The sequence below is a fragment of the Vibrio gigantis genome (assembly GCF_024347515.1).
Classification (GTDB): Bacteria; Pseudomonadota; Gammaproteobacteria; order Enterobacterales; family Vibrionaceae; genus Vibrio; species Vibrio gigantis.
Genome location: NZ_AP025493.1, coordinates 522,762 through 543,397 on the forward strand (window position 1 = coordinate 522,762; position 20,636 = coordinate 543,397).

Sequence of the window (20,636 nt, forward strand, 5' to 3'; positions counted from 1 at the left end):
ATGTAAATGTACAAATGACCAAAAGTCAGTTGCATAAGCTCATGATTTACCTGAGATACAGTATCCCAACCCAAACTATGAATGAAAACATGTCAAAACTATCAATGAGGTTCTTTTAATATCAATGAGGCCGGAAATATTTTTAATTAGGACTATTTTGGGTTAACGAGAGTCGATAAGTATTTTGAGAGTAAAAAGTGCGATGAGTTCTAAGCGGATGCTTTAAAGGGAAGTACTACTAGATATAAACACAAAGGCATATATGCCAATCATAAAATCGACATATATAACTTTAGACATTAAGTTAACAGATTATTTAAGCACGAATGTGTGATGCTATTTGATGCCACACAGTTTGAGAAGAATCTGCTCGAGATCGCCCCATGACATGAGTTGTGAGTCAATCACTTCCAGCCGTGACTCAAATCCATCCAGGGTAATTTCGTTCACAGACACAACTTGATTCGCCACGTTGAATGCGTAGCAACCTTGATTGGTATTCACTACGGCTTTTACACGTTCAGCCGTCAAATCAGACAACATAGAGAATAGCGCATCGAAATCGAATTTATACTCTGCGCCAAACAGCCAACCACAGCTAAAATAACCCTGCCCTTTGTTTTCCTTACGGATGAACGCTTCTCCCGGAGGAAGTTCGAATTGAGGTTCTTGTTCAGCGTGATCATGATGGTGTGATTCAAGGTGAGTTGAAGCACTGCCATACACTCTTTCAATGTCCAACACTTCCAGTGGCACCTCACCGTCATGGATTAGCTTATGGAAGACTTTTGCTGGCGTTTGATCCGTCACCCAATCATTAAATACATCGATATCTTCAGCATGAACAAGGTCTACCTTAGTACCAAGAATCACATCTGCACTGTTTAGTTGATCATTGAAATTCTGATTCGACGTGTACTTTTCATTAGATAGATTTCGTGGGTCTACCAAGCCAAGCGTCGCTTTTAAATCAACATAAGGTGTGTATTGTTCTGAAGTTAACGTTGCAATCACTTGTTTAGGGTGACCAAGCCCCGTTGGCTCAATCAATAAACGATCTGGCTTTTGGCGAAGTAAGGCATTAATGCCCACCGACATAGGAACGCCAGCTGTACAACACATGCAGCCACCCGGTACTTCTTTAATCAAAGCGCCTTGATCTGTCATCAATGCACCATCAATACCAATTTCCCCGAACTCATTAACCAGAACAGCCCAGTTTTCATTTCCAGGTTTATTTTTTAGCAGGTTCAAAATGGCTGTCGTTTTACCAACACCTAAGAAACCCGTAATGATATTTGTAGGAACTTTTTTAGTCATATCAGTTCTCCTTTTTAAGGGAGTATATACTCAATCACTAAAAAGTTGACCCCAATCGATTGTTTATACTGAGATTCGTTAATAAAGCTTAGCGCGAAAATAATCTGAAGAGATAGGCTGTAGAGGCAGAATGCGGAAATGGGATGCTCCAGACAAACTAAAGGCGTACTTACTCAGTACGCCTCACCCTCGTTACTCAATCGTGAGTTCGCGAATCAGGAAGCCTTAAATATCGACCTGAACATTTAACGAGGAACTAAAACTTTGTTTCTGAATCCATCCAAATTGTGTGTAAAACCTCACTTCTCCTTGCGGTTCGTTATGTTGCTTTACGATTTAACTATGGTTCATTTTTGGGGATATTCAAGCCGCCACCAGAGAAACGATCAAAATTGTGACAGCGATTCCACTATTGCCCATAGATTCCACTTATGTAACACGCACATTCCATAAATGAAATTCAACTTTCCATCTTTGTTGCTATAGGATATGCAGAGGAAGCGTATAATTTACGGCAAGCCCGCCTTAACCTATTCAGGAGCCTTATCTCAATGACCAGAAGAGAGAAAATTAAGCAGTCCCTACTAGCCAAAATGCCAAGGGATGCTATGAATCAATTTCTCTCAAGGGATAAGACCCCAGCTTCCGTTCTCTTGCTTTCTTGTATCGTTGGCGTACTTGCTGGCGTTGTGGGCACCTATTTCGAAGTCGCGGTTCATTTCATCACAGAAACTCGTACCGATTGGCTGAAAGATGAAATCGGCAGCCATTTACCACTTTGGCTTGCAGCTTTCCTTATTAGTGCTGCGTTTGCCTTTATTGGTTATTTTCTCGTTCACCGTTTTGCTCCAGAAGCTGCTGGTTCAGGTATCCCTGAAATCGAAGGCGCAATGGACGGCATGCGTCCTGTTCGATGGTGGAGAGTATTACCCGTAAAATTCTTTGGCGGCATGGGTGCACTAGGCTCCGGTATGGTTTTAGGCCGCGAAGGGCCAACCGTTCAAATGGGCGGCAGTATTGGGCGTATGGTCACTGATATCTTTCGAGTCAAAGATGACGACACTCGTCACTCACTGTTGGCTTCAGGTGCTGCAGGTGGTTTAGCCGCCGCATTTAACGCTCCGCTAGCTGGCATCATGTTTGTGGTTGAGGAAATGAGACCACAATTTCGCTACTCACTGATATCAATCAAAGCCGTCATCATCTCAGCGATTTCAGCCAACATTGTGTTTCGTTCTATCAATGGCCAGTCTGCTGTTATTACAATGCCCCAATACCAACCACCTGAACTCGACGCACTTTGGTTGTTCTTGTTGTTAGGTGTGCTGTTCGGCCTGTTTGGTGTGGTTTTCAATAAGCTGATTACGCTTTCCCAAGACCTTTTTGTAGCAATACACAAAAATGACCGAAAACGCTACCTGATGACAGGCACCCTACTTGGCGGTTGCTTTGGCTTGTTGCTGCTCTATATACCTGAATTAACTGGTGGTGGTATTGGTATCATCCCGAATATCACGAATGGCAGTTATAGCACCAACGTGTTGCTGTTGATCTTCTTAGGCCGAGTCATCACCACCCTGCTTTGTTTCGGTTCTGGTGCGCCAGGCGGTATTTTTGCACCGATGCTTGCTCTAGGAACACTCTTTGGTTATGCGTTTGGGCTTATCGCGGCAGCATTCTTTCCTGAACTGAATATTGAACCGGGTATGTTTGCAATTGCTGGCATGGGAGCGTTGTTTGCCGCCACAGTGAGAGCACCTATCACTGGTATACTGCTGGTTATTGAAATGACCAATAACTACTACCTCATCCTACCGCTGATCATCACCTGCTTAGGCGCGGTAATCATTGCTCAAATGTTAGGTGGGCAACCAATTTACAGCCAATTGCTAAACCGTACGCTGAAAAACGAGAAGCTAAGACAACAAGATCTCCCTCAACAAGAGGAAGTACGTTAATTACAAATGACTCATGAAACAAAAGCACACATTCAACGTGCTTAATATCCCGATTCCGTATCAAAATCAAAAAAGCAAACGTTAAACTTGGTATCATCCACTCAAAATTAGTTGAGTGTCCTCAAAATCTATTGATGGAATACCTACACGCTCTAGCTAAAGCAAATAATGCCATATTCTGTAATTAACTACGTTGGAGCAAATCGTTGAACTGGAGAAGATTAACCCAAGTAAAAAATGTGCCGCCATCTCAGGCGTCTTTAGCACTTGGCGTTATAGGGTTAGGACAAGCATGGGCATTATATATACCGGGCATTGGTGAGATAATTCGCCCCTACCTCGCTTCATTCGGCGCGCTATTATTGCTGCCTGTATTACTTCGCTATTTAACAAGCTTTAATACCTTCCTTAATGATATTCGCCACCCGTTAAGTGGAAGCTTGATGGCACCGATGAGCATGGCTTTACTGATTCTGTGTGATTATTTAGCCGAGATATCGCCAGTCATCGCCTACCCAGTTTGGTTCTGTGCGCTATTGCTGCACTTTACCATGATGGTGTTGTTTTTTAGTTTTCAGATCATCAACTTCAAAATGTCGAACATTGTACCGAGTTGGTTTCTGTATCCAGTCGGTTTGATCAGCAGTTCGTTAGCGGGTACACAGTTTGGTCACACAGTCTTTTCAGAAACACTTGCGGCCACTTGTATTGGTATCTATTTCCTCATGCTGCCAGTGGTATTGTACCGCTTGGTATTCGAAGGAAACTTGCCACGCAGAGCAAGGCCAACACTCGCTATCATGGCGGCTCCGGTTAACTTGTCTTTAGCCGCTTACTTGGTTAACTTCGACAATCCAGACCCAATCCTAACAGGCGCCTTAGCTGGCATTGCCATCACCATGACACTGTTAATTTATTTGTGTTATATCCGTCTTATGCGTCTGAAATTCCAACCTTCAATTGCTGCCGTCACCTTCCCATCCGTGATCAGCGCCATTGCTATGCATCGATTAACCACGTTTTTCGGCGCGGAATACCCGCAATGGTATTGGCTACACAAGTTTGGTTTCTTCGAACTAACCATCGCAACCATCCTGGTGATTTGGGTTGCAGGCGGTTATGTCAAAATGTACTGGCCTGAGTTTTTTGACACTCACTACATGTCAAAAAAGACGAAGCGCTCATAATCAACTCAACTCATCTTTTCTAGAACGTCTCGATTCAGCGCTCCTCCAAACAAGAAAGGCCTCACACTGTGAGGCCTTTTGAATAGGCAAGGTTTTTAGTCGTTCAGGCGAGTGCTAATACAACTGCCGGGAGAACTTAGAAATTTGCGTGAGGGCCGAATACTTCGTAGTGAACGCGTGAACGGTCAACTTTCAATGCATCTAGCTGCTCTACGATGTTTTTCATGAAGCCAACAGGGCCACAGATGTAGAAGTCGCTCTCTTCAAAACCTTTAGTATCAGAGATAGACGCTAGATCCATTTGACCTTGATGCGTATTTTCACATGCAGATTCATCTTTATTCATGTACCACGTTTTCGCTTCCCAACCTTTGTCAGCAACGATATCTTTAACACGAGTTGTGAAAGAGTGTTGACCTACGTTCTCACAAGCGTGAAGGTAAAGTACTGGCTCGTTTTTATCTTCCGTGTTTAGAAATTCAAGCATAGACTGCATTGGTGTTACACCAACACCTGCAGAGATAAGCGTTACTGGCTTGCTGCGCTCTTGATACATGAAGTCACCGGCTGGTGCGTATAGGTTAACTTCATCACCAACAGCAACCGTATCGTGTAGGTGGTTAGATACAACGCCTTGTGTTTCTTGACCATAGCCTTCACGTTTAACAGAAATGCGGTATTGCTTACCGTTTGGCTTATCAGACAGTGAGTATTGACGAATCTCGCTGTATTGAGCCCCTTCAGGTTTCACTTCGATACCAATGTATTGACCTGGCGTATAGTCTAGAACTTCGCCGCCGTCTTTTGGCTGTAGAATGAAGCTTGTTACCAATGCTGATTCTTCAATCTTGTCTGCAATCACGAATGTACGCGCCGCTTCCCAACCACCAACAGCTTGCTTACGCTGTAGGTAAAGTTCAGCTTCACGATCGATGAATACTTGAGCCAAGAAAAGGTAAGCAGCTGTCCACGCTTCCTCCACTTCTGGAGTAAAAGCTTCTGTAGCCAATTCGCGTAAAGTTTCAATCAGGTGTAAACCAACAATTTGGTAATGCTCTGGTTGAATGTTAAAACTTGTGTGTTTCTGGGCAATGCGTTCAACCGCGGTTGTTAGCGCTGCTAGGTTTTCAATGTTCTTTGCATAAGCCGCGATAGCTTCAAACAGTGCTACGCCTTGGCGACCTGTTCTTTGGTGAGTCATATTGAAGATATCTTTCAACTCGGGGTTATGCGTGAACATACGTTGATAAAAGTGCTGAGTTAAAGCTGGACCTGCGCTCTCAAGTAGAGGAATAGTAGATTTGATGATTTCGATATGTGCATTGTTAAGCATGAATTTACTCCGAACACTGAGCCTTATGACCTATTATGTCATTTTGACTACTTAAAAATTAAGAATGACTTATCGATTTTCTGAAAGCTTAGTTATTTTTAGAAACTGAGTTATTTTGACTCGTTTTCATTTCAAAAAATCGCGAAACCTGATTAATGCCATCTGATTGATTGAGATCAAGAATAGTCTGTTTAATCAGCGCTATAATTGGGCTTCGCTGTCTCTTTTGCACAATCAGTGCCAACTTTATCAAGCCCCGTCACCATTAGCTTTATTCTCAAAATTCCTTTTATAAAAATGTCAAAAAGACCTTTTTATTAAGTCAATAAGACTCTATGATGTATATAAACACACACAGTTAGAGTTTTTTATGCAAGATATCTCCGCATCTACCCTCATGGAAATGACCATTGGTCTCGCAAGTGGTGTGAACGATCAAGATCGTTTTAATCGCCTAATCGATGCCATTCGTAAAACCATTACGTGTGATTGTGTCGCGCTATTAAGCCTTCAAGGTGACACTTTAGTACCCATAGCAATGCAAGGGCTCAGCCGCGACACGTTCGGTCGTCGCTTTATCATTTCAGAGCACCCACGTTTTGCGGAGATATGCGCGTCTCGCTCTCCTGTTCGTTTCGATTCTGATAGTTCTCTCCCAGACCCTTTTGATGGTCTGCTGATCGACCATGATGGCGATCTGCCAATGCACGCTTGTATGGGCCTACCTTTGCTATTCGGCGACAAGTTATTGGGGGTTTTAACTCTAGACAGCCTAAAACCTGATGTCTTCGCTAATATCCCGGCCCGTAACCTCGAAGTACTGGCTGCGATTGCGGCGTCATCCATGCAAATGGCACTGACCTTCTCGCAACTTGAACATCAAGCGAAACAATCAAAACAATTACTGGAAGAGTTGAATGTAGAGTCATGGGAACGTGACGGCGGCGAGTTGATTGGTAACAGTGACACTATGGTTGCGCTTAAGAACGACATTGCCGTGGTCGCACCGTCTGAGTTTAATATTTTGATTCATGGTGACACGGGGGTTGGTAAAGAGCTTGTAGCTCGTACTCTACACCATCAATCTCAACGTAAACGCAACCCACTCGTCTACGTAAACTGTGCTGCAATTCCTGAAAACTTAGTCGAGAGTGAGCTGTTTGGTCACGTTCGTGGCGCGTTCACTGGCGCAGACAAAAACCGTTTAGGTAAGTTTGCTTTAGCCGATGGTGGCACACTGTTCCTTGATGAGATTGGTGAATTGCCTTTAGCCGCGCAAAGCAAGTTATTACGAGCCCTACAAAACAACGAAATCCAACCTGTTGGCCAAGACAACATTCAAACCATTGATGTACGAGTATTGGCAGCAACTAACCGAGATTTAAAACAAGAAGTTGAAGACGGCCGATTCAGAGCCGATTTGTACCACCGACTGAGTGTTTACCCTATCGCGGTGCCTGCACTGAAAGATCGTGGTGACGACATCAGCTTGTTAGCGGGCTTCTTCTTAGAACAAGCACGTCGTAAGCTTGGTATCAACCAAGTGAAGTTTCGTTCCGACGTTCTTTCGTTCCTAAACCGTTATGGTTGGCCAGGTAACGTGCGTGAGCTTGAACATGTGATCAGTCGTTCAGCACTGAAAGCATTAGCTCGTAGCACCAATAAAAACCTAGTGACAATTACCAAAGAAGATTGTGGCCCGCTCGACCAAGATCAGCCTATTGCGACTACACAGACGAAGAACACACCGTTATCGACACCAACGATCGATCTTTCGGCTGGTTTGCGTGGCGCAACGGACGACTTTCAACGCAGTATCATTACTGAGGTGTTGGAAGATGCCAATTTTAACTGGGCACAAGCAGGGCGAGTTCTGAAAACAGACCGAGCAAACCTGACTCGACTGTCTAAGCGTTTAGGACTAAATGTGGCTAAGTCTCACACGATCGAACGGACAAAATAGATATTAGCAGTTTGTTGCGAGCATCTAACAAAACTTGTGTATATAATGCTGCAAATTGTAACGCTAATTTTAAATATGTAGAGAGAGTTATGAAGTTTATCCGTTGGTTTTTAGGTCGTGTCATCTTGTTATTAAATTTTGTTTTCAGCCCACGCGGTGTTAAGCGTTCTCAGGAAGAGCAAAGCAAAGTAAATGAGCAAGCAAAGACACACACGTTATACCAATTCGAAGCGTGCCCATTTTGTGTGAAAGTGCGCCGCGCGATGAAACGTCAATCGGTTCAGTTTGAACTTCGTGATGCAAAAAACAATGAACAACACCGCGCAGAGCTTGAAGCTGGCGGCGGTCGTGTGAAAGTACCTTGTCTACGTATCGAGAAAGACGGCAAAACTGAGTGGATGTACGAGTCTTCAGACATCGTCGCTTACTTGGAAAAACAATTCGCATAAGCTCACAAGCGAAGCGAAAGCCAGATACAAAAAATCCCTCGAATGTGAGGGATTTTTTATGTCTGTTGTTTGGCGCAGTCGTTTCAAATTAGAAGCGAAAATTCAAATCATTACTTCGCCACAATCAGCATCAGCTCTACACGGCGGTTACACGCCTTACCTTGCGCTGAAGCGTTGGTGCAAGCCGGAACATATTCACCAAAACCGCGAGTATAAATAGAACGACTTGACACATAGTTACTCTCTAATCGAGCCTTCACTTCTTTCGCGCGCTGCTCTGAAAGCGGATCGTTGATGCGATCTGTACCTGTGTTGTCGGTATGCCCTTCAATCACAACATCGATATCTTGTCGTTGAGCAAGGTAACTGCCTAACGTATCCAACCATTGGTTATAAGCTGGCTCAGGGAAAGCTGAACCTGTTTTAAAGTTCACATGCTGTTCAAGCTTTACCATCACATGGTTACCCGGCAACACTTCAAAATCGATACGGTTTTGTCTGAGGAAAACTTCTAGCGGATCATTGGTTGATACGCCACGACCATAGTTGGTTGTAATGGTTGTTTGCTGACGAGTATTGCTCTGCATTGAGTAACCATGGTTACTCGCTACATGAGTCGTTTGAACCACACCCCATTCAGGGTGCATCAAATCGTAATCGGTTTGCGGCGCAGTCTCTAGCATATCACCACCAAGTAAATCGGTTGGTGACGTCGTTTCACATCCAGCCAAAGCTATGCTTAACATTATTGCTAAATATCTCATTACTTCACCAACCACTCATGCAGATAAACCATTCACTAATGTCTATATCGGCACCGAGAAAAAAACTTTAGACAAAAACTTTAGACAAGAAAATGCACATCAAAAAAAGTGCTTTTGATCACAGTTAACCGTCAACTAGCCTGTCATCACGCACTCGTTCGAAATGTTTGCATTTATTTACCTTATAATTGTTTTCCAATTCCTACTAAATAGTTAGAATCTCACGACTTCTCAACGCTAGAGTAAACATTATGTTTAAACCATTTACTAAATTCATCACAGCAATCGCTGCCGTACTAATTATCGCAGGTTGTAGTGAAACAGACGAGCCACAGAAAGGCGTTCAATACGAAGCGCTTCCGACTGCTCTAACAGAATTTAACCTGTCTCCGATCACTGAAATCTTCTCTCTAAATTGTGGTCACTGCCGTCAAATGGAAAGTGCAATCCCAGAGATTGAATCTCTGACAGACCAAACTATTGGCAAGATGCACGTGACGTTCAACGAAAGCGCTCAAATTAGCGCAATGATCTACTACACGGCAGTGATGCAGCTTGATGCTACGCCTGATCACGCGTTCATGGACGACCTATTTGGTGCCGTTCAAATGGGTGCAGATGCAACACCAGAGCAACGTCAACAAGCTCTAGAAACAGCATTCACTTCTCGCGGTTTGGTTAGCCCATACCAACTGAACAAAGAACAACAAGTTGCGCTTTTTGACTACGTTAAGAAAGCGGAAGAAGTTTCAGTAAAAGGTCAGATCAACTCAGTACCAACATTTATCATCAACGGTAAATACCAAGTACTGACAGCCGGCCACCAAGACGCTGCTGGTATCGCAAAAACGATCAACTACCTTTTGACTCAACCATAATCACGGCTTTAGCCAACTGATTGTCGAACTAAGCACTCAATATAAATAGGTTTTACTATGTCTAAATTTGTCATCCCGGTCATTGTCTTTCTTTTGGCGGGTTTCATGATTTACCGTACTTGGACGAATCATAAGTCTGGTGCAGAAAACTTCGAACAAGGTCAACAGTTCCTAATAGAGAACGGGAAAAAAGAAGGCGTAATCACGACTGAAAGCGGTCTTCAATATCTTGTTCTTGAAGAAGGTACTGGCACAGAGCACCCAACGAAGAACAGCAAAGTAACCGTTCACTACCACGGTACGCTGATTGACGGCACTGTTTTTGATAGCTCGGTAGAGCGCGGTGAGCCAATCTCATTCGCTCTTAAGCAAGTAATCAAAGGCTGGCAAGAAGGTTTGACCTACATGGTAGAAGGCCAAAAAGTTCGTCTGTTTATCCCGAGTCCATTGGCTTACGGTAAAGGCGGTTCAGGCCCTATCCCACCATCATCCACTCTGATTTTTGATGTGGAACTCATCTCTATCAAGTAAGCGAAGTGACTGATTTAAGCCCCATCATACGAGCTATGTTGGGGCTTTTTTATTTCTAAACATTTGAAGAGACTTGAGCCACGACGGAATACACCCTCAAACCAGACAACTAGACGACCGGTCTAATTTAACTTATAGTAACTCCCATGAACGAAAAAACGAATGACACACGCCTGCATATTTTAGATGTCGGCTATCAACTCATAGTGAACAGCGGCTTTAATGGCGTTGGTCTATCACAATTGCTTAAAGAAGCGGACGTACCAAAAGGTTCGTTTTACCACTACTTTAAATCAAAAGAGCAATTTGGTGAGGCGCTAATCCAGCACTATTTTGAAAACTACATCACTAAGATTGAAGCAATTCTAATCCACGGCGAAGGCAACCATTATCAACGAATCTTGAGTTACTTTTCGCTGTGGTCAAAAATTGAGAACGGTACCTGTAATGCGCACAAGTGTTTAGTCGTTAAGCTCAGTGCTGAAGTATCAGACCTTTCTGATCCCATGCGCCAGGCTCTGCTAAAAGGTGCAGAGAAAGTCACAACAACCATCAAGCAATGTATTGTTGGCGGTATTGAAGATGGCTCTATCTCGGCAGAAAGCAGTCAAGAAGCAGCCCAGAACCTATACTCAATGTGGCTAGGCGCTAGTTTATTAAGCAAGTTAAGCCAAAGTTCACAGAGCTTAGAATCGGCATTACGCCTTACCGAACAAATTTTAAAAGGTGAAAGCCATTAACGCGCACTGCGTTTTATTGGCATTTACTGTTTTAGCTTAAAAGAAATCACCCGCCCTCTTATCAATTTGATGACGGCGGGATTTTTAGAAAACAAGACTAGACGACTGGTCTAATTCTAGATGTACACAATATAAAATTAAGGACATCCAATGACTCAACAAGACAATCGTCGCATCGTATTGGCTTCTCGCCCTGTCGGTGCACCAACTCAAGATAACTTCCGCTTAGAAAACGTTGCTGCACCAGCAATTAACGATGGTGAAATGTTACTTCGCTCGGTTTATCTATCTCTCGACCCTTACATGCGTGGTCGTATGAATGATGCAAAATCTTATGCCGATCCGGTTGCTATTGATGAGGTCATGGTTGGTGCAACTGTGTGTCAGGTTGAAGCATCAAACAACAGCGACTTTGAAGTTGGCGAATGGGTCTTAGCTTACACAGGCTGGCAGGATTATGGCGTATCGAACGGTGAAGGTCTTATCAAGCTAGGAAAAGAGCCGACTCACCCTTCTTATGCACTGGGCATCATGGGTATGCCAGGCTTTACCGCTTACATGGGTTTACTGGATATTGGCCGACCGAAAGAAGGCGACACGTTAGTAGTAGCAGCTGCAACGGGCCCAGTAGGCGCTACTGTTGGACAAATCGGTAAACTAAAAGGCTGTCGTGTCATTGGCGTAGCTGGCGGTCAAGAGAAATGCCAGTACGCAAAAGAGGTTCTTGGTTTTGATGAATGTATCGACCACAAGGCAGACGACTTCGCAGAACAACTGGCGAAAGCGTGTGACAACGGCATCGACGTTTACTTTGAAAACGTTGGCGGCAAAGTATTCGATGCAGTAATGCCTCTTCTAAACACAGGCGCTCGTATTCCTGTTTGCGGCCTTATCTCTCAATACAACGCGACATCACTTCCTGAAGGCCCAGATCGCATGTCTAGCCTAATGGGTACTCTTCTCGTTAAGCGCATTAAGATGCAAGGGTTCATCATCTTTGATGACTACGCACACCGTTACAACGAGTTTGCAACTCAAATGACCGAATGGCTATCTCAAGGAAAAATGCACTACCGCGAGCACCTAATTGAAGGTCTAAACGAAGCACCACAAGCCTTCATGGGTCTATTAGAAGGTCAGAACTTCGGCAAACTTGTTATCAAAACTAACGAACCAAAATAGCTCAAAGATAGAATAGGTAGAATTATGATTACTTTACATCACCTAAATAAATCGCGTTCAAAGCGCATCATCTGGCTACTGGAAGAACTTGGTGTCGATTATCAAATCAAACCTTACCAACGAGACAGTGTCACGTTTTTAGCACCACCAGAACTGAAGTCTGTTCACCCTCTTGGTAAATCTCCAGTCATTGAAGACGATGGCGTCGTGATCAGTGAATCTGGCGCAATTACTGAGTACCTCATCGACAAGTTTGGCCAAGGTAAATTCGCACCAGTACGCGGCACAGCTGAATATGTTGAATATTCACAGTGGCTCCACTTTGCTGAAAGCTCTGGCATTTTACCAATGCTGCTGAAGATCTTCGTGATGAAAGACGGCTGCGAGACAAACTTCCTTGGTGGTTACGCAGACGACGAAAATCAAAAGATCTTAACCTTCGTTAACGAAGCACTTGAAGGCAAAACTTATCTTGTAGGCGAAACACTCACTGGTGCCGATTTCATGATGTCGTTCATCGTAGAAATCGTGGGTAACTTTGGCGCGACTGCGCTCAACCCTAACATCGCTAAATACGGTGATCTTTTAGCAAGCCATCCTGCTTACCAAAAAGCGGAGCAATTAGAGTTAGAACACTCTAACTAATCAAGATTGTTCCATTCAATGCTTCCATAGCATGAAGATGACAATCTAAATGAAGCCAAAGCTGATTTATCTTTCGCTTTGGCTTCTCATTTGCCTTCATTTCGACAACAATATCGGGCTCTAACCGAATACCCATAGAGTTTGATCTTCATGTCAGCAAACCTTGCTCAATACACGCCACTGCGCACGTTAAACCAAACAGCGAATCAAGCGTTATCATTACCAGAGCGTTTTACATTCCCGTATTACTATACTCCGCATCCTTTGTGTGAATTAGCGATGCAGCAGCTTCAACAGTCTCTGCTTGACTGTGGTGTGAATGAAACATCGCAAGGTAATCTCTATGCCGTTCTTCTCGTTCAAGATCCTAAAACTCAAGAGCTAGGCTACCTTTCTGCGTTCTCAGGTTTGCAGCTAGATTCGTCTTTGGAACTTCAGCTATCGAGTATCGCCTTTGTTCCTTCTGCTTTTGATAAGCAGCAGTTTCAGGGCCTAAACACGCAAGGCTTAACTCAACAAGCGACTCTAGCTGACGACATTGCTAACCTAGAGCAAACTCACAACCTCGATGAACTGACCTCAACACTGAGCGAACTTAAACACGACGCGAGCAAAGCAATAGAAACCTTTCAGCTCACTATGGCTGCCAACAAAGCACAGCGTAATGAGCTCAGAGAGCAAGCTAACCAAGAGAAAGCACTAGGAAACCTAGAGTCTGCGGCCAACCTACTTAAGCAGTTAGGTAATCAAAGCAGCCAAGAGAAGCGCGACCTAAAAGCACTTCGTATCGAGTGGAAACAGAAGATCGCTGAAAAGCAATCACAATTAGATGCTATCGAAATCGAGCTTAAAAGCCGTAAGAACGACTATCAAGCCATTTCTGCTGAGTTAGAAACTCAGCGTTTGTCTCATTATCACTTTATCAACCAAGCAGCTGAACCAAAGCATTTACTTGAGTTGTTAGAAGGGAAAGACGCCCTTGAAGGCTCCGGAGATTGCTGTCTACCAAAGCTATTTAACTTTGCGTTTGAACACAGTCTTAAACCGTTAGCTTTAGCCGAGTTTTGGTGGGGATTACCGCCAGCAGATATCATTCGACAACATGGAAACCTTTACCCTGTTTGCCAGAGTAAAAGCTTCGAGATTATCGACCACCAGCTAAGCGACATTGAGTTGGAAGATAACCCGCTTATCGTAAACCCTGCAGTGGGTAAGTCGTTTGATATTGTTTATGAAGACGAAGAGATCGTGGTGGTGAATAAACCGGAGGAGTTCTTGTCGGTTCCAGGTAAGTTTATCGAAGATTCTATTTATACACGTATAAAAGCGCGTTACCCGGACGCTACTGGTCCTTTGATCATCCATAGATTGGACATGTCGACATCTGGCTTGTTGATCTTGGCGCTCACGGCAGAGTCAAACAAACACATTCAAAAACAGTTCATCAATAGAACCGTCGAGAAGCGCTACACCGCTTTGTTAGATGGTGAAATAACGGGTGAATCTGGCGATATCAGCCTGCCCTTGCGCGGCGACATCACCGACAGACCAAGGCAGCTAGTTTGCCATGAACATGGGCGTAACGCTGAAACGCATTGGCAAGCCGTCAGCACTAACAACGGCAAAACCAAGGTTCACTTGTACCCTAAAACAGGCCGTACCCACCAGCTGCGTATTCACTGTGCTCATCCGCAAGGGCTTGGCGTACCGATTCGTGGTGACGACTTATACGGATACAAACGCGAGCGCTTACACCTGCACGCTGGCTACCTAAAGTTGATTCACCCAACAACGGGGGAATGGATGGAGTTTGAAGTGCCTTCTGAATTCTAAGTCTTCTTTCTTGCGTAGGGCTTTCGAGCCCTACTCTGCTCAAATAACCAGTGAGTAAGCTTTCAATACACTACATAGAAGCTAGTACCAGAAATCGACTACTAAAAAGCTCGAACACAACAAGGTGACTATCGCAGGAATACCGTCTTTCCAAGTATCAAATCTTAAGTGGAAGTAAAGTGCTCCTATCGAAGTCGCTCCCAGTATTGCACCGCCCAACAATTGAGTCTGTTCTGGTGAAATGTCACTTAGAGCTAAAATCAAAAGGACTGCTCCTGTCAGTTCGACCAAACCCACTAGAAACATAATCATTCTATTCAAGCCATAGCTTTTAAAGAAACCCAGCTGAATTTCAAATACCTGCTTTTGCCAACCAAGTGTTTTAATCGAACTCGCCAACACAAAGAACACCACCATCAAAATACTTATTGTTGTACCCATCTCGCTACCTCTATAAGAATCACACTAATTTCAACGATGCTATTTAAGCATTCATAATTGAGGTGATAAATGCTAGATTTAGGATAGTTAAGATTCCTAAATGGAATAGATAAACGAAAGGCGAGTAAGATGGACAAGATCGAATGCATTCGCATCTTTGTGGAAACCGCGCAACTGAATAGCTTCACCGCAACGGCCAACAAGTTGGACATGACACAAAGTGCCATCAGTAAAAAGATTGCGTGGTTAGAAAGTGATTTGGGAATGACGTTGTTCCAGCGAAACAGTCGTAAAATATCCCTAACCCAAGCGGGTAAAGAGTACCTCACTTATTGTTCCCGCTTCTTAGAAGAGATGTCCGCAATAGAAAGTCAGCTCAAGCGAGAAACCGAGTCTGTAGAAGGTGAATTAAAAATATCCGCTCCAAGCGCCTTTTCGACCATGTTACTCACTGAACCGCTTCAAGCATTCATTGAACAACACCCGCGGATACGTATTAATCTCAGCGTTGACGACCACATAGTTAACCTCAATAAGCACAATATTGACGTCGCCATCCGCGCATCACAGCTGAAAGACTCAGGGCTAAAAGCACGCTTGTTGTTTAATAATAAAGTTCACTACTTCGCGTCACCTGAATACCTCAGGAAACACGGAGTTCCGCACCAACCACAAGAGCTGATCAAACACCAATGCTTAACCTACTCACTGATGACGCCTACGAATGAATGGCACTTTACCGACCAGAGCCACAAAGCCAGCAATATCAAAGTAAATCAAATATTCACTTCAGACAGCCCAGAAATGTTGCTTAAGATGGCTCATCAAGGTTTAGGTATTGTTGCTTTGCCGGGTTGGATGGGTAAGGAGTTTGTAGAGAAAGGAGAATTAACTCGGTTATTGGCAGATTGGAGTAATGAACAGCTACCAATGTACGCGGTGTATCATGCGAGCGACTATTTGCCCCAAAGAATCCGAGTGTTTATCGATTTTCTTGCGGAGTATCTGAGTTCAAGAAATAGTTAAAGCTCTAAGAACAGCTAGAGCTCAACTGACATCGATATCGATATCGATAGCTAAGATAAAGTCTTAACCCATTACATCCTTACGCTGGTCAACGCATTCGAAAGAGCCCATTTCGAACTCACGGCAAATCCATGGTCGGTTTTCGTAGATAGTACACATTAGTGTTTCCCTATCTACCGCTGAGCACCAACCATCATCTAGACGTTTCATGGTTTCACCGCCCCACTCATCGTAAGCGATATGCTCTTCAGGTACGCCCGTATCTGTGATGATCATAACCTCTAAACGACAACAGCACGCCTGACAATTGGCACAAGTTACTTCAGGTTCGGTGATGTTCTTTATCTCTATGGTCATAAGTGACTACACTGCTAAATTTTGCGTATAGTAATCGAAACCGCTCGCTACGGCTAATAAAGAAAGCTGGCAATACTGTTTTCATACAGGCAAGAATAGAAACGGGCGTTGTGATTGACTCACAACGCCCGTTAGATTTTTCGTTTAATTAACTAGAAGCGCTATCTAGAATAGACTCGCGAAGAACAACTTAACGTAATCCATTAAACGCTTGAACAAACCACCCTGCTCGACTGCTTCAAGCGCAATCAAAGGTTGGGTTTGAACATCTTCGCCATCGACTGTGTAGTGAACCACACCTAAAGTTTGCCCTTCAGCAATCGGTGCTTTCAGTTCAGAGTTAAGCTCGATAGATGCAGTCAACTTTTTGCTGTCTGACTTAGGCAGCGTAATAAACGTGTCTTCTGCCACACCTAGCTTCAATGTGTCTTGCTCACCAAACCATACCTTCTCTTCAGCAACTTGATCGCCGCCTTGGTGCGGGTTTAGTGTGTCGAAGAAGCGGAAACCATAACTCAATAGCTGTTTGCTGTCTGATTCACGGCTCTTAACACTTGATGCGCCCATCACAACCGCGATAAGCCTCATCTCACCTTGTGTCGCTGAGCTCGCCAAACTATAGCCTGCACCAGAGGTGTAGCCCGTTTTCATGCCATCAACGGTCAAGCTTCTATCACGTAGCAAGCCATTACGGTTGTGTTGTGTGATGCCGTTATAACTAAAAGAACGTTCGCTGTATAAGCCATACACATCTGGTAAGTCACGAATTATGGCTCGACCGAGCAGCGCGATATCGTAAGGAGTCGAATAGAGATCGTCAGCGTCTAAGCCATGTGCATTGGCAAAATGGGTGTTTTCTAGTTTAAGAGATGCAGCCCAAGAGTTCATTAAATCCACAAATGCATCTTGTGAGCCTGCAACATGTTCCGCAATCGCAACACTCGCATCGTTACCCGATTGAATAATCAAGCCACGGTAAAGATCCATCATAGCTACATCAGTGTTTACTTCTATAAACATTTTTGAAGAGTCAGGGAAATTCTTAGCCCACGCATTTTCGCTGATTCGTACCTGATCGTCAGCAGAGATATTGCCTCGCTTCATCTCTTGTCCAGCCACATAGCTGGTCATCAGTTTGGTCAAACTCGCTGGATTTAACTTAGTGTGTGCATTTTTTTCGACCAGCACATCACCAGAATTAAAATCAATTAACACATACCCTTTTGCGCCTAGGCTAGGTGGGCTTGGTACTATAGAAGGTGCTGCGACCGCTGCATTACTTACCATCGCTGCGTTACTTACAATGAATATACTTAATAGAGGGAGAGAGTATTTGGAGAAGAGTTTCATTGAATCAAACCTAAGTTAACGTTTTGTGCAGTATAGACAAATGCTAGCAAAAGAAGCGCGAACTTTACGTTGCTTTACGTATTTGTACCATTCGTTACAAATAAAAAAGTATAATCTGCGATCTGACCATATTTTCAACAACTAATATTGATCCAACAAATACGTTCAATACCTAACTCTACCGTTCTGGCATGCGTCTAAATAACATTTCAACAAAGCCAGTAATGCGCTGTTTGCTCTCGTTCGGCTCTAAATCAGGTTGGATACCAGACTGTGCTAATGCTTGCCATTGTACGACTTGAGAGTTAGGAACGAAAAAAGCAATGTATAGCGAACCTTTCTCCGCTACTTTGCCTTCACCATCGTAAAATGGCACACCAGTAGACAGTTTAATCGCATCGAAGATAGATTCATCGTTCAGTTCCGATTCTTCCGCTAATCCAAAGCCTACGACAACATCGCCAACACCATTCTGTTTCAACTGATAACCTTTACTTGAGAGCTGCTGTTGAATCGAATCACGTACTGAATCGGTGATCACGGTTTCATCGTACTTTTGAGAAAGATAAACCTTTTCTGACTCAGGATGCCATGAATACGTCATCACTCCGTATTTCATGAAATCAAAATCACCGCTAGTGACCACACCATAATTATGAGTAGGTTGTATTTCTTGCGTGGTGCACGCAGTTAGCCCAACAGCGATTAAAGCCAACAGCGCTACTTTTCTTATGCTTTTTGTTGCACAAATGGATCGTTTTATCATTCGCGGCTTCCTTACGTATATAAGAATAACTATCAATTTACCCTCCAACATAAATAGTAATTATGTTAATAGAAAGGTCATTAAACGTTTGCGTAATCGCTAACCTTCACTTCTGTCCGTTTTGGGGGTTTAATCACAAAAACAGAGTTGGTATAGTTCACCCCGTTAAACAAAACCAGACCATTCGAGGCACGGAGCTTCCTCAATCATCTCATGAAGAGAAGAATTGGTACCGACAAAGTATCGGCAAATTTAAGAGGGTCAAACAATGGAATTCAATATGGTTGAAATTTTAGGTTACGCTGCGTCTATTATGGTCGCAATTTCATTAACAATGAAAGATATCGTTCGTCTGCGTGTCCTTAACTTTATTGGCTGTGCACTCTTCACAGCATACGGAATCATGATTGATGCATGGCCAGTTGCAGCCACCAACGGCTTTATCGCTTGTGTAAACATCTACTTCCTTGCAAAAATGCAAAAGGAAAAAAAAACGGAAGCGATGAAAGCAGCGAAAGCTTAAATTAGCGATTAGCATTTCAAATAATTCTGAAAAAGCCCAAATAGAGCGATCTATTTGGGCTTTTTTGTGTCAGTTGTACCGTCCTAAATATGGTTGACACCTTTCCAACATGAAATTGGAGAGTGTCATGAAAACAACAAGTAGACGTACTCAACGAGATTATTCTCTTGCCTTTAAATTGGCAGTCGTAAGCCAAGTCGAAAAAGGCGAAATGACTTATAAGCAAGCTCAAGAACGTTATGGGATCCAAGGTCGCTCTACCGTTTTAGTTTGGCTTCGCAAACATGGTCAACTAGATTAGTCTAAAGGAATAGAACAATCGAGAGCGTTAGGAGCGACTATGTCAAACTCTTCCTCAACTCAAACCCCAGAGCAACGAATCAAAGAACTCGAGCAGCAATTAGAAGAAACTCAGCTCAAAGCGGAGTTCTTCGAAGCGGTTGTAAAAGTCATGGATCGAGATTTCGGAGTCCGAATTTCAAAGAAGCGCAAGGCCGAGTTATTAAGGAAAAAACGGTCAGAAAGTTGACCGTCACTAAAGCTTGTCACTTCATAGGTATTACACGACAAGCTTTCTACAAGCGCTGTGTTGCAGAAATTCATCAGACAAAGAAAGATGAATCCGTACTCGGTTTTGTGAAGGAGCAAAGGATGATGCACCCTCGAATAGGAACTCGTAAGATCAAGTATTTACTTGCTCAGAACGATATTGAAATCGGGCGAGACCGCTTATTCTCTCTGCTGAGAATGAATCGATTATTAGTACAGAATCGAAGGGCTTACCATCGAACCACAAACAGTAATCATCGCTTTTACTGCCATCCAAATCGAATCAAAGAAGGCTTAATACCGGAAGGGCCAGAGCAATTATGGGTTGCCGATATTACTTACCTAGCAACGCGGCGTGGTAGTACTTATCTCAGTTTAGTGACGGACGCTTACTCAAGAAAAATCGTGGGCTATCACATAAGTGATGATATGAAAGCTCGCACGGTCAAGCAGGCCTTTTTAAACGTGTTGAAAGAGCGGAAGAATACAGGTGAGCTTGTCCATCACTCAGATCGAGGTGTTCAGTACTGCTCTGTTGAATACCAAGAGTTGCATCGACAGTATGGTGTATCTTGCTCAATGACTGATGGCTATGACTGTTATCAGAATGCGTTGGCAGAGAGGATCAACGGAATACTGAAGATGGAGTATCTGTTGAATAAGCCTAATGATTTAGATGAAGCAAAGAAAATGGTCGCTGAATCAGTAAAAATCTATAATGAATATAGGCCTCACACAGCTCTAAAATACAAAACGCCCGATGAAATACATCGAGCGTTTTAGTCAATCAAGTGTCAACCCATATCAGGACGGGTCAAGTCGTTTTCAAGAGCATGATTTG

Annotated in this window: 20 protein-coding genes and 1 pseudogene; 14 read left to right on the forward strand and 7 right to left on the reverse strand. The window is 43.5% G+C overall.

The features are described 5' to 3' along the window. Window positions 1-336 precede the first annotated feature (336 nt). A complete protein-coding gene (locus tag OCV56_RS18445; protein ID WP_086714144.1) occupies window positions 337-1,320 on the reverse strand; it encodes a CobW family GTP-binding protein in 984 nt (327 codons plus the stop codon). A gap of 551 nt (window positions 1,321-1,871) precedes the next feature. Between OCV56_RS18445 and clcA the strand changes: the two genes are divergently transcribed. Together clcA and OCV56_RS18455 are read left to right on the forward strand one after the other, a co-directional pair. Beyond that, on the forward strand, window positions 1,872-3,278 hold the full coding sequence (clcA, locus tag OCV56_RS18450; protein WP_086714143.1) for a H(+)/Cl(-) exchange transporter ClcA: 1,407 nt from the start codon (window positions 1,872-1,874) through the stop codon (window positions 3,276-3,278). A gap of 206 nt (window positions 3,279-3,484) precedes the next feature. Beyond that, window positions 3,485-4,465 (forward strand): TDT family transporter, encoded by a 981-nt coding sequence (locus tag OCV56_RS18455; RefSeq protein ID WP_190960447.1) that lies wholly within the window; start codon window positions 3,485-3,487, stop codon window positions 4,463-4,465. 136 nt (window positions 4,466-4,601) lie between these two features. Here the strand turns inward: OCV56_RS18455 and hmpA are convergent, their stop codons facing one another. Next, a complete protein-coding gene (gene hmpA / locus OCV56_RS18460) occupies window positions 4,602-5,798 on the reverse strand; it encodes an NO-inducible flavohemoprotein (protein ID WP_086714142.1) in 1,197 nt (398 codons plus the stop codon). A gap of 370 nt (window positions 5,799-6,168) precedes the next feature. Here hmpA and norR point away from each other — a divergent pair, with 370 nt between their 5' ends. Beyond that, complete coding sequence (gene norR / locus OCV56_RS18465) at window positions 6,169-7,761, forward strand: nitric oxide reductase transcriptional regulator NorR (protein ID WP_086714141.1); 1,593 nt, start codon at window positions 6,169-6,171, stop codon at window positions 7,759-7,761. A gap of 89 nt (window positions 7,762-7,850) precedes the next feature. Beyond that, the gene (locus tag OCV56_RS18470; protein WP_086714140.1) at window positions 7,851-8,210 is read left to right on the forward strand and encodes a glutaredoxin family protein; all 360 of its coding nucleotides are present in this window, start codon (window positions 7,851-7,853) and stop codon (window positions 8,208-8,210) included. Between the two features lie 110 nt (window positions 8,211-8,320). On the opposite strand, the gene OCV56_RS18475 is transcribed toward OCV56_RS18470, so the two are convergent. After that, complete coding sequence (locus OCV56_RS18475; protein ID WP_086714139.1) at window positions 8,321-8,956, reverse strand: OmpA family protein; 636 nt, start codon at window positions 8,954-8,956, stop codon at window positions 8,321-8,323. Window positions 8,957-9,225: 269 nt separating this feature from the next. Between OCV56_RS18475 and OCV56_RS18480 the strand changes: the two genes are divergently transcribed. The 6 genes from OCV56_RS18480 to OCV56_RS18505 all read left to right on the forward strand — a co-directional run bounded on the left by OCV56_RS18480 (window position 9,226) and on the right by OCV56_RS18505 (window position 14,783). Beyond that, window positions 9,226-9,852 (forward strand): thioredoxin domain-containing protein, encoded by a 627-nt coding sequence (locus OCV56_RS18480; RefSeq protein WP_086714138.1) that lies wholly within the window; start codon window positions 9,226-9,228, stop codon window positions 9,850-9,852. A 57-nt stretch (window positions 9,853-9,909) separates the two neighbouring features. Beyond that, window positions 9,910-10,383 carry an FKBP-type peptidyl-prolyl cis-trans isomerase gene (locus OCV56_RS18485; RefSeq protein WP_086714137.1) on the forward strand — a complete coding sequence of 158 codons (474 nt, stop codon included), beginning with the start codon at window positions 9,910-9,912 and terminating at the stop codon, window positions 10,381-10,383. Window positions 10,384-10,529: 146 nt separating this feature from the next. Beyond that, a complete protein-coding gene (locus OCV56_RS18490) occupies window positions 10,530-11,123 on the forward strand; it encodes a TetR/AcrR family transcriptional regulator (RefSeq protein WP_086714136.1) in 594 nt (197 codons plus the stop codon). A 150-nt stretch (window positions 11,124-11,273) separates the two neighbouring features. Beyond that, entirely contained in the window at window positions 11,274-12,305 is a 1,032-nt protein-coding gene (locus OCV56_RS18495) for an NADP-dependent oxidoreductase (RefSeq protein ID WP_086714135.1), read from the forward strand. 24 nt (window positions 12,306-12,329) lie between these two features. Next, window positions 12,330-12,950 carry a glutathione S-transferase family protein gene (locus OCV56_RS18500; RefSeq protein ID WP_086714134.1) on the forward strand — a complete coding sequence of 207 codons (621 nt, stop codon included), beginning with the start codon at window positions 12,330-12,332 and terminating at the stop codon, window positions 12,948-12,950. 150 nt (window positions 12,951-13,100) lie between these two features. Beyond that, a complete protein-coding gene (locus OCV56_RS18505; protein ID WP_086714133.1) occupies window positions 13,101-14,783 on the forward strand; it encodes an RluA family pseudouridine synthase in 1,683 nt (560 codons plus the stop codon). A gap of 81 nt (window positions 14,784-14,864) precedes the next feature. On the opposite strand, the gene OCV56_RS18510 is transcribed toward OCV56_RS18505, so the two are convergent. Next, a complete protein-coding gene (locus tag OCV56_RS18510; RefSeq protein WP_086714132.1) occupies window positions 14,865-15,224 on the reverse strand; it encodes a DoxX family protein in 360 nt (119 codons plus the stop codon). A 129-nt stretch (window positions 15,225-15,353) separates the two neighbouring features. On the opposite strand from OCV56_RS18510, the gene OCV56_RS18515 reads away from it, so the two are divergent. Then, window positions 15,354-16,250: a LysR family transcriptional regulator gene (locus tag OCV56_RS18515; RefSeq protein WP_086714131.1), complete on the forward strand. Its 897-nt coding sequence runs from the start codon at window positions 15,354-15,356 to the stop codon at window positions 16,248-16,250. A 63-nt stretch (window positions 16,251-16,313) separates the two neighbouring features. Here the strand turns inward: OCV56_RS18515 and OCV56_RS18520 are convergent, their stop codons facing one another. The 3 genes from OCV56_RS18520 to OCV56_RS18530 form a co-directional block, all read right to left on the reverse strand. Continuing rightward, complete coding sequence (locus tag OCV56_RS18520; protein ID WP_019821980.1) at window positions 16,314-16,607, reverse strand: YkgJ family cysteine cluster protein; 294 nt, start codon at window positions 16,605-16,607, stop codon at window positions 16,314-16,316. A 165-nt stretch (window positions 16,608-16,772) separates the two neighbouring features. Continuing rightward, window positions 16,773-17,957, reverse strand: a complete 1,185-nt coding sequence (locus OCV56_RS18525) for a D-alanyl-D-alanine carboxypeptidase family protein (protein ID WP_086714130.1) — start codon at window positions 17,955-17,957, stop codon at window positions 16,773-16,775. A 178-nt stretch (window positions 17,958-18,135) separates the two neighbouring features. Then, window positions 18,136-18,723 (reverse strand): DUF4136 domain-containing protein, encoded by a 588-nt coding sequence (locus OCV56_RS18530; RefSeq protein WP_086714129.1) that lies wholly within the window; start codon window positions 18,721-18,723, stop codon window positions 18,136-18,138. A gap of 268 nt (window positions 18,724-18,991) precedes the next feature. On the opposite strand from OCV56_RS18530, the gene OCV56_RS18535 reads away from it, so the two are divergent. The 3 genes and pseudogenes from OCV56_RS18535 (at window position 18,992) to OCV56_RS18545 (ending at window position 20,578) form a co-directional block, all read left to right on the forward strand. Beyond that, a complete protein-coding gene (locus OCV56_RS18535) occupies window positions 18,992-19,246 on the forward strand; it encodes a YgjV family protein (RefSeq protein ID WP_017068159.1) in 255 nt (84 codons plus the stop codon). A gap of 127 nt (window positions 19,247-19,373) precedes the next feature. Beyond that, window positions 19,374-19,544, forward strand: a pseudogene (locus OCV56_RS18540) (helix-turn-helix domain-containing protein); the annotation flags it as partial. A gap of 101 nt (window positions 19,545-19,645) precedes the next feature. Continuing rightward, on the forward strand, window positions 19,646-20,578 hold the full coding sequence (locus OCV56_RS18545; RefSeq protein WP_261901430.1) for an IS3 family transposase: 933 nt from the start codon (window positions 19,646-19,648) through the stop codon (window positions 20,576-20,578). Window positions 20,579-20,636: the final 58 nt, after the last annotated feature.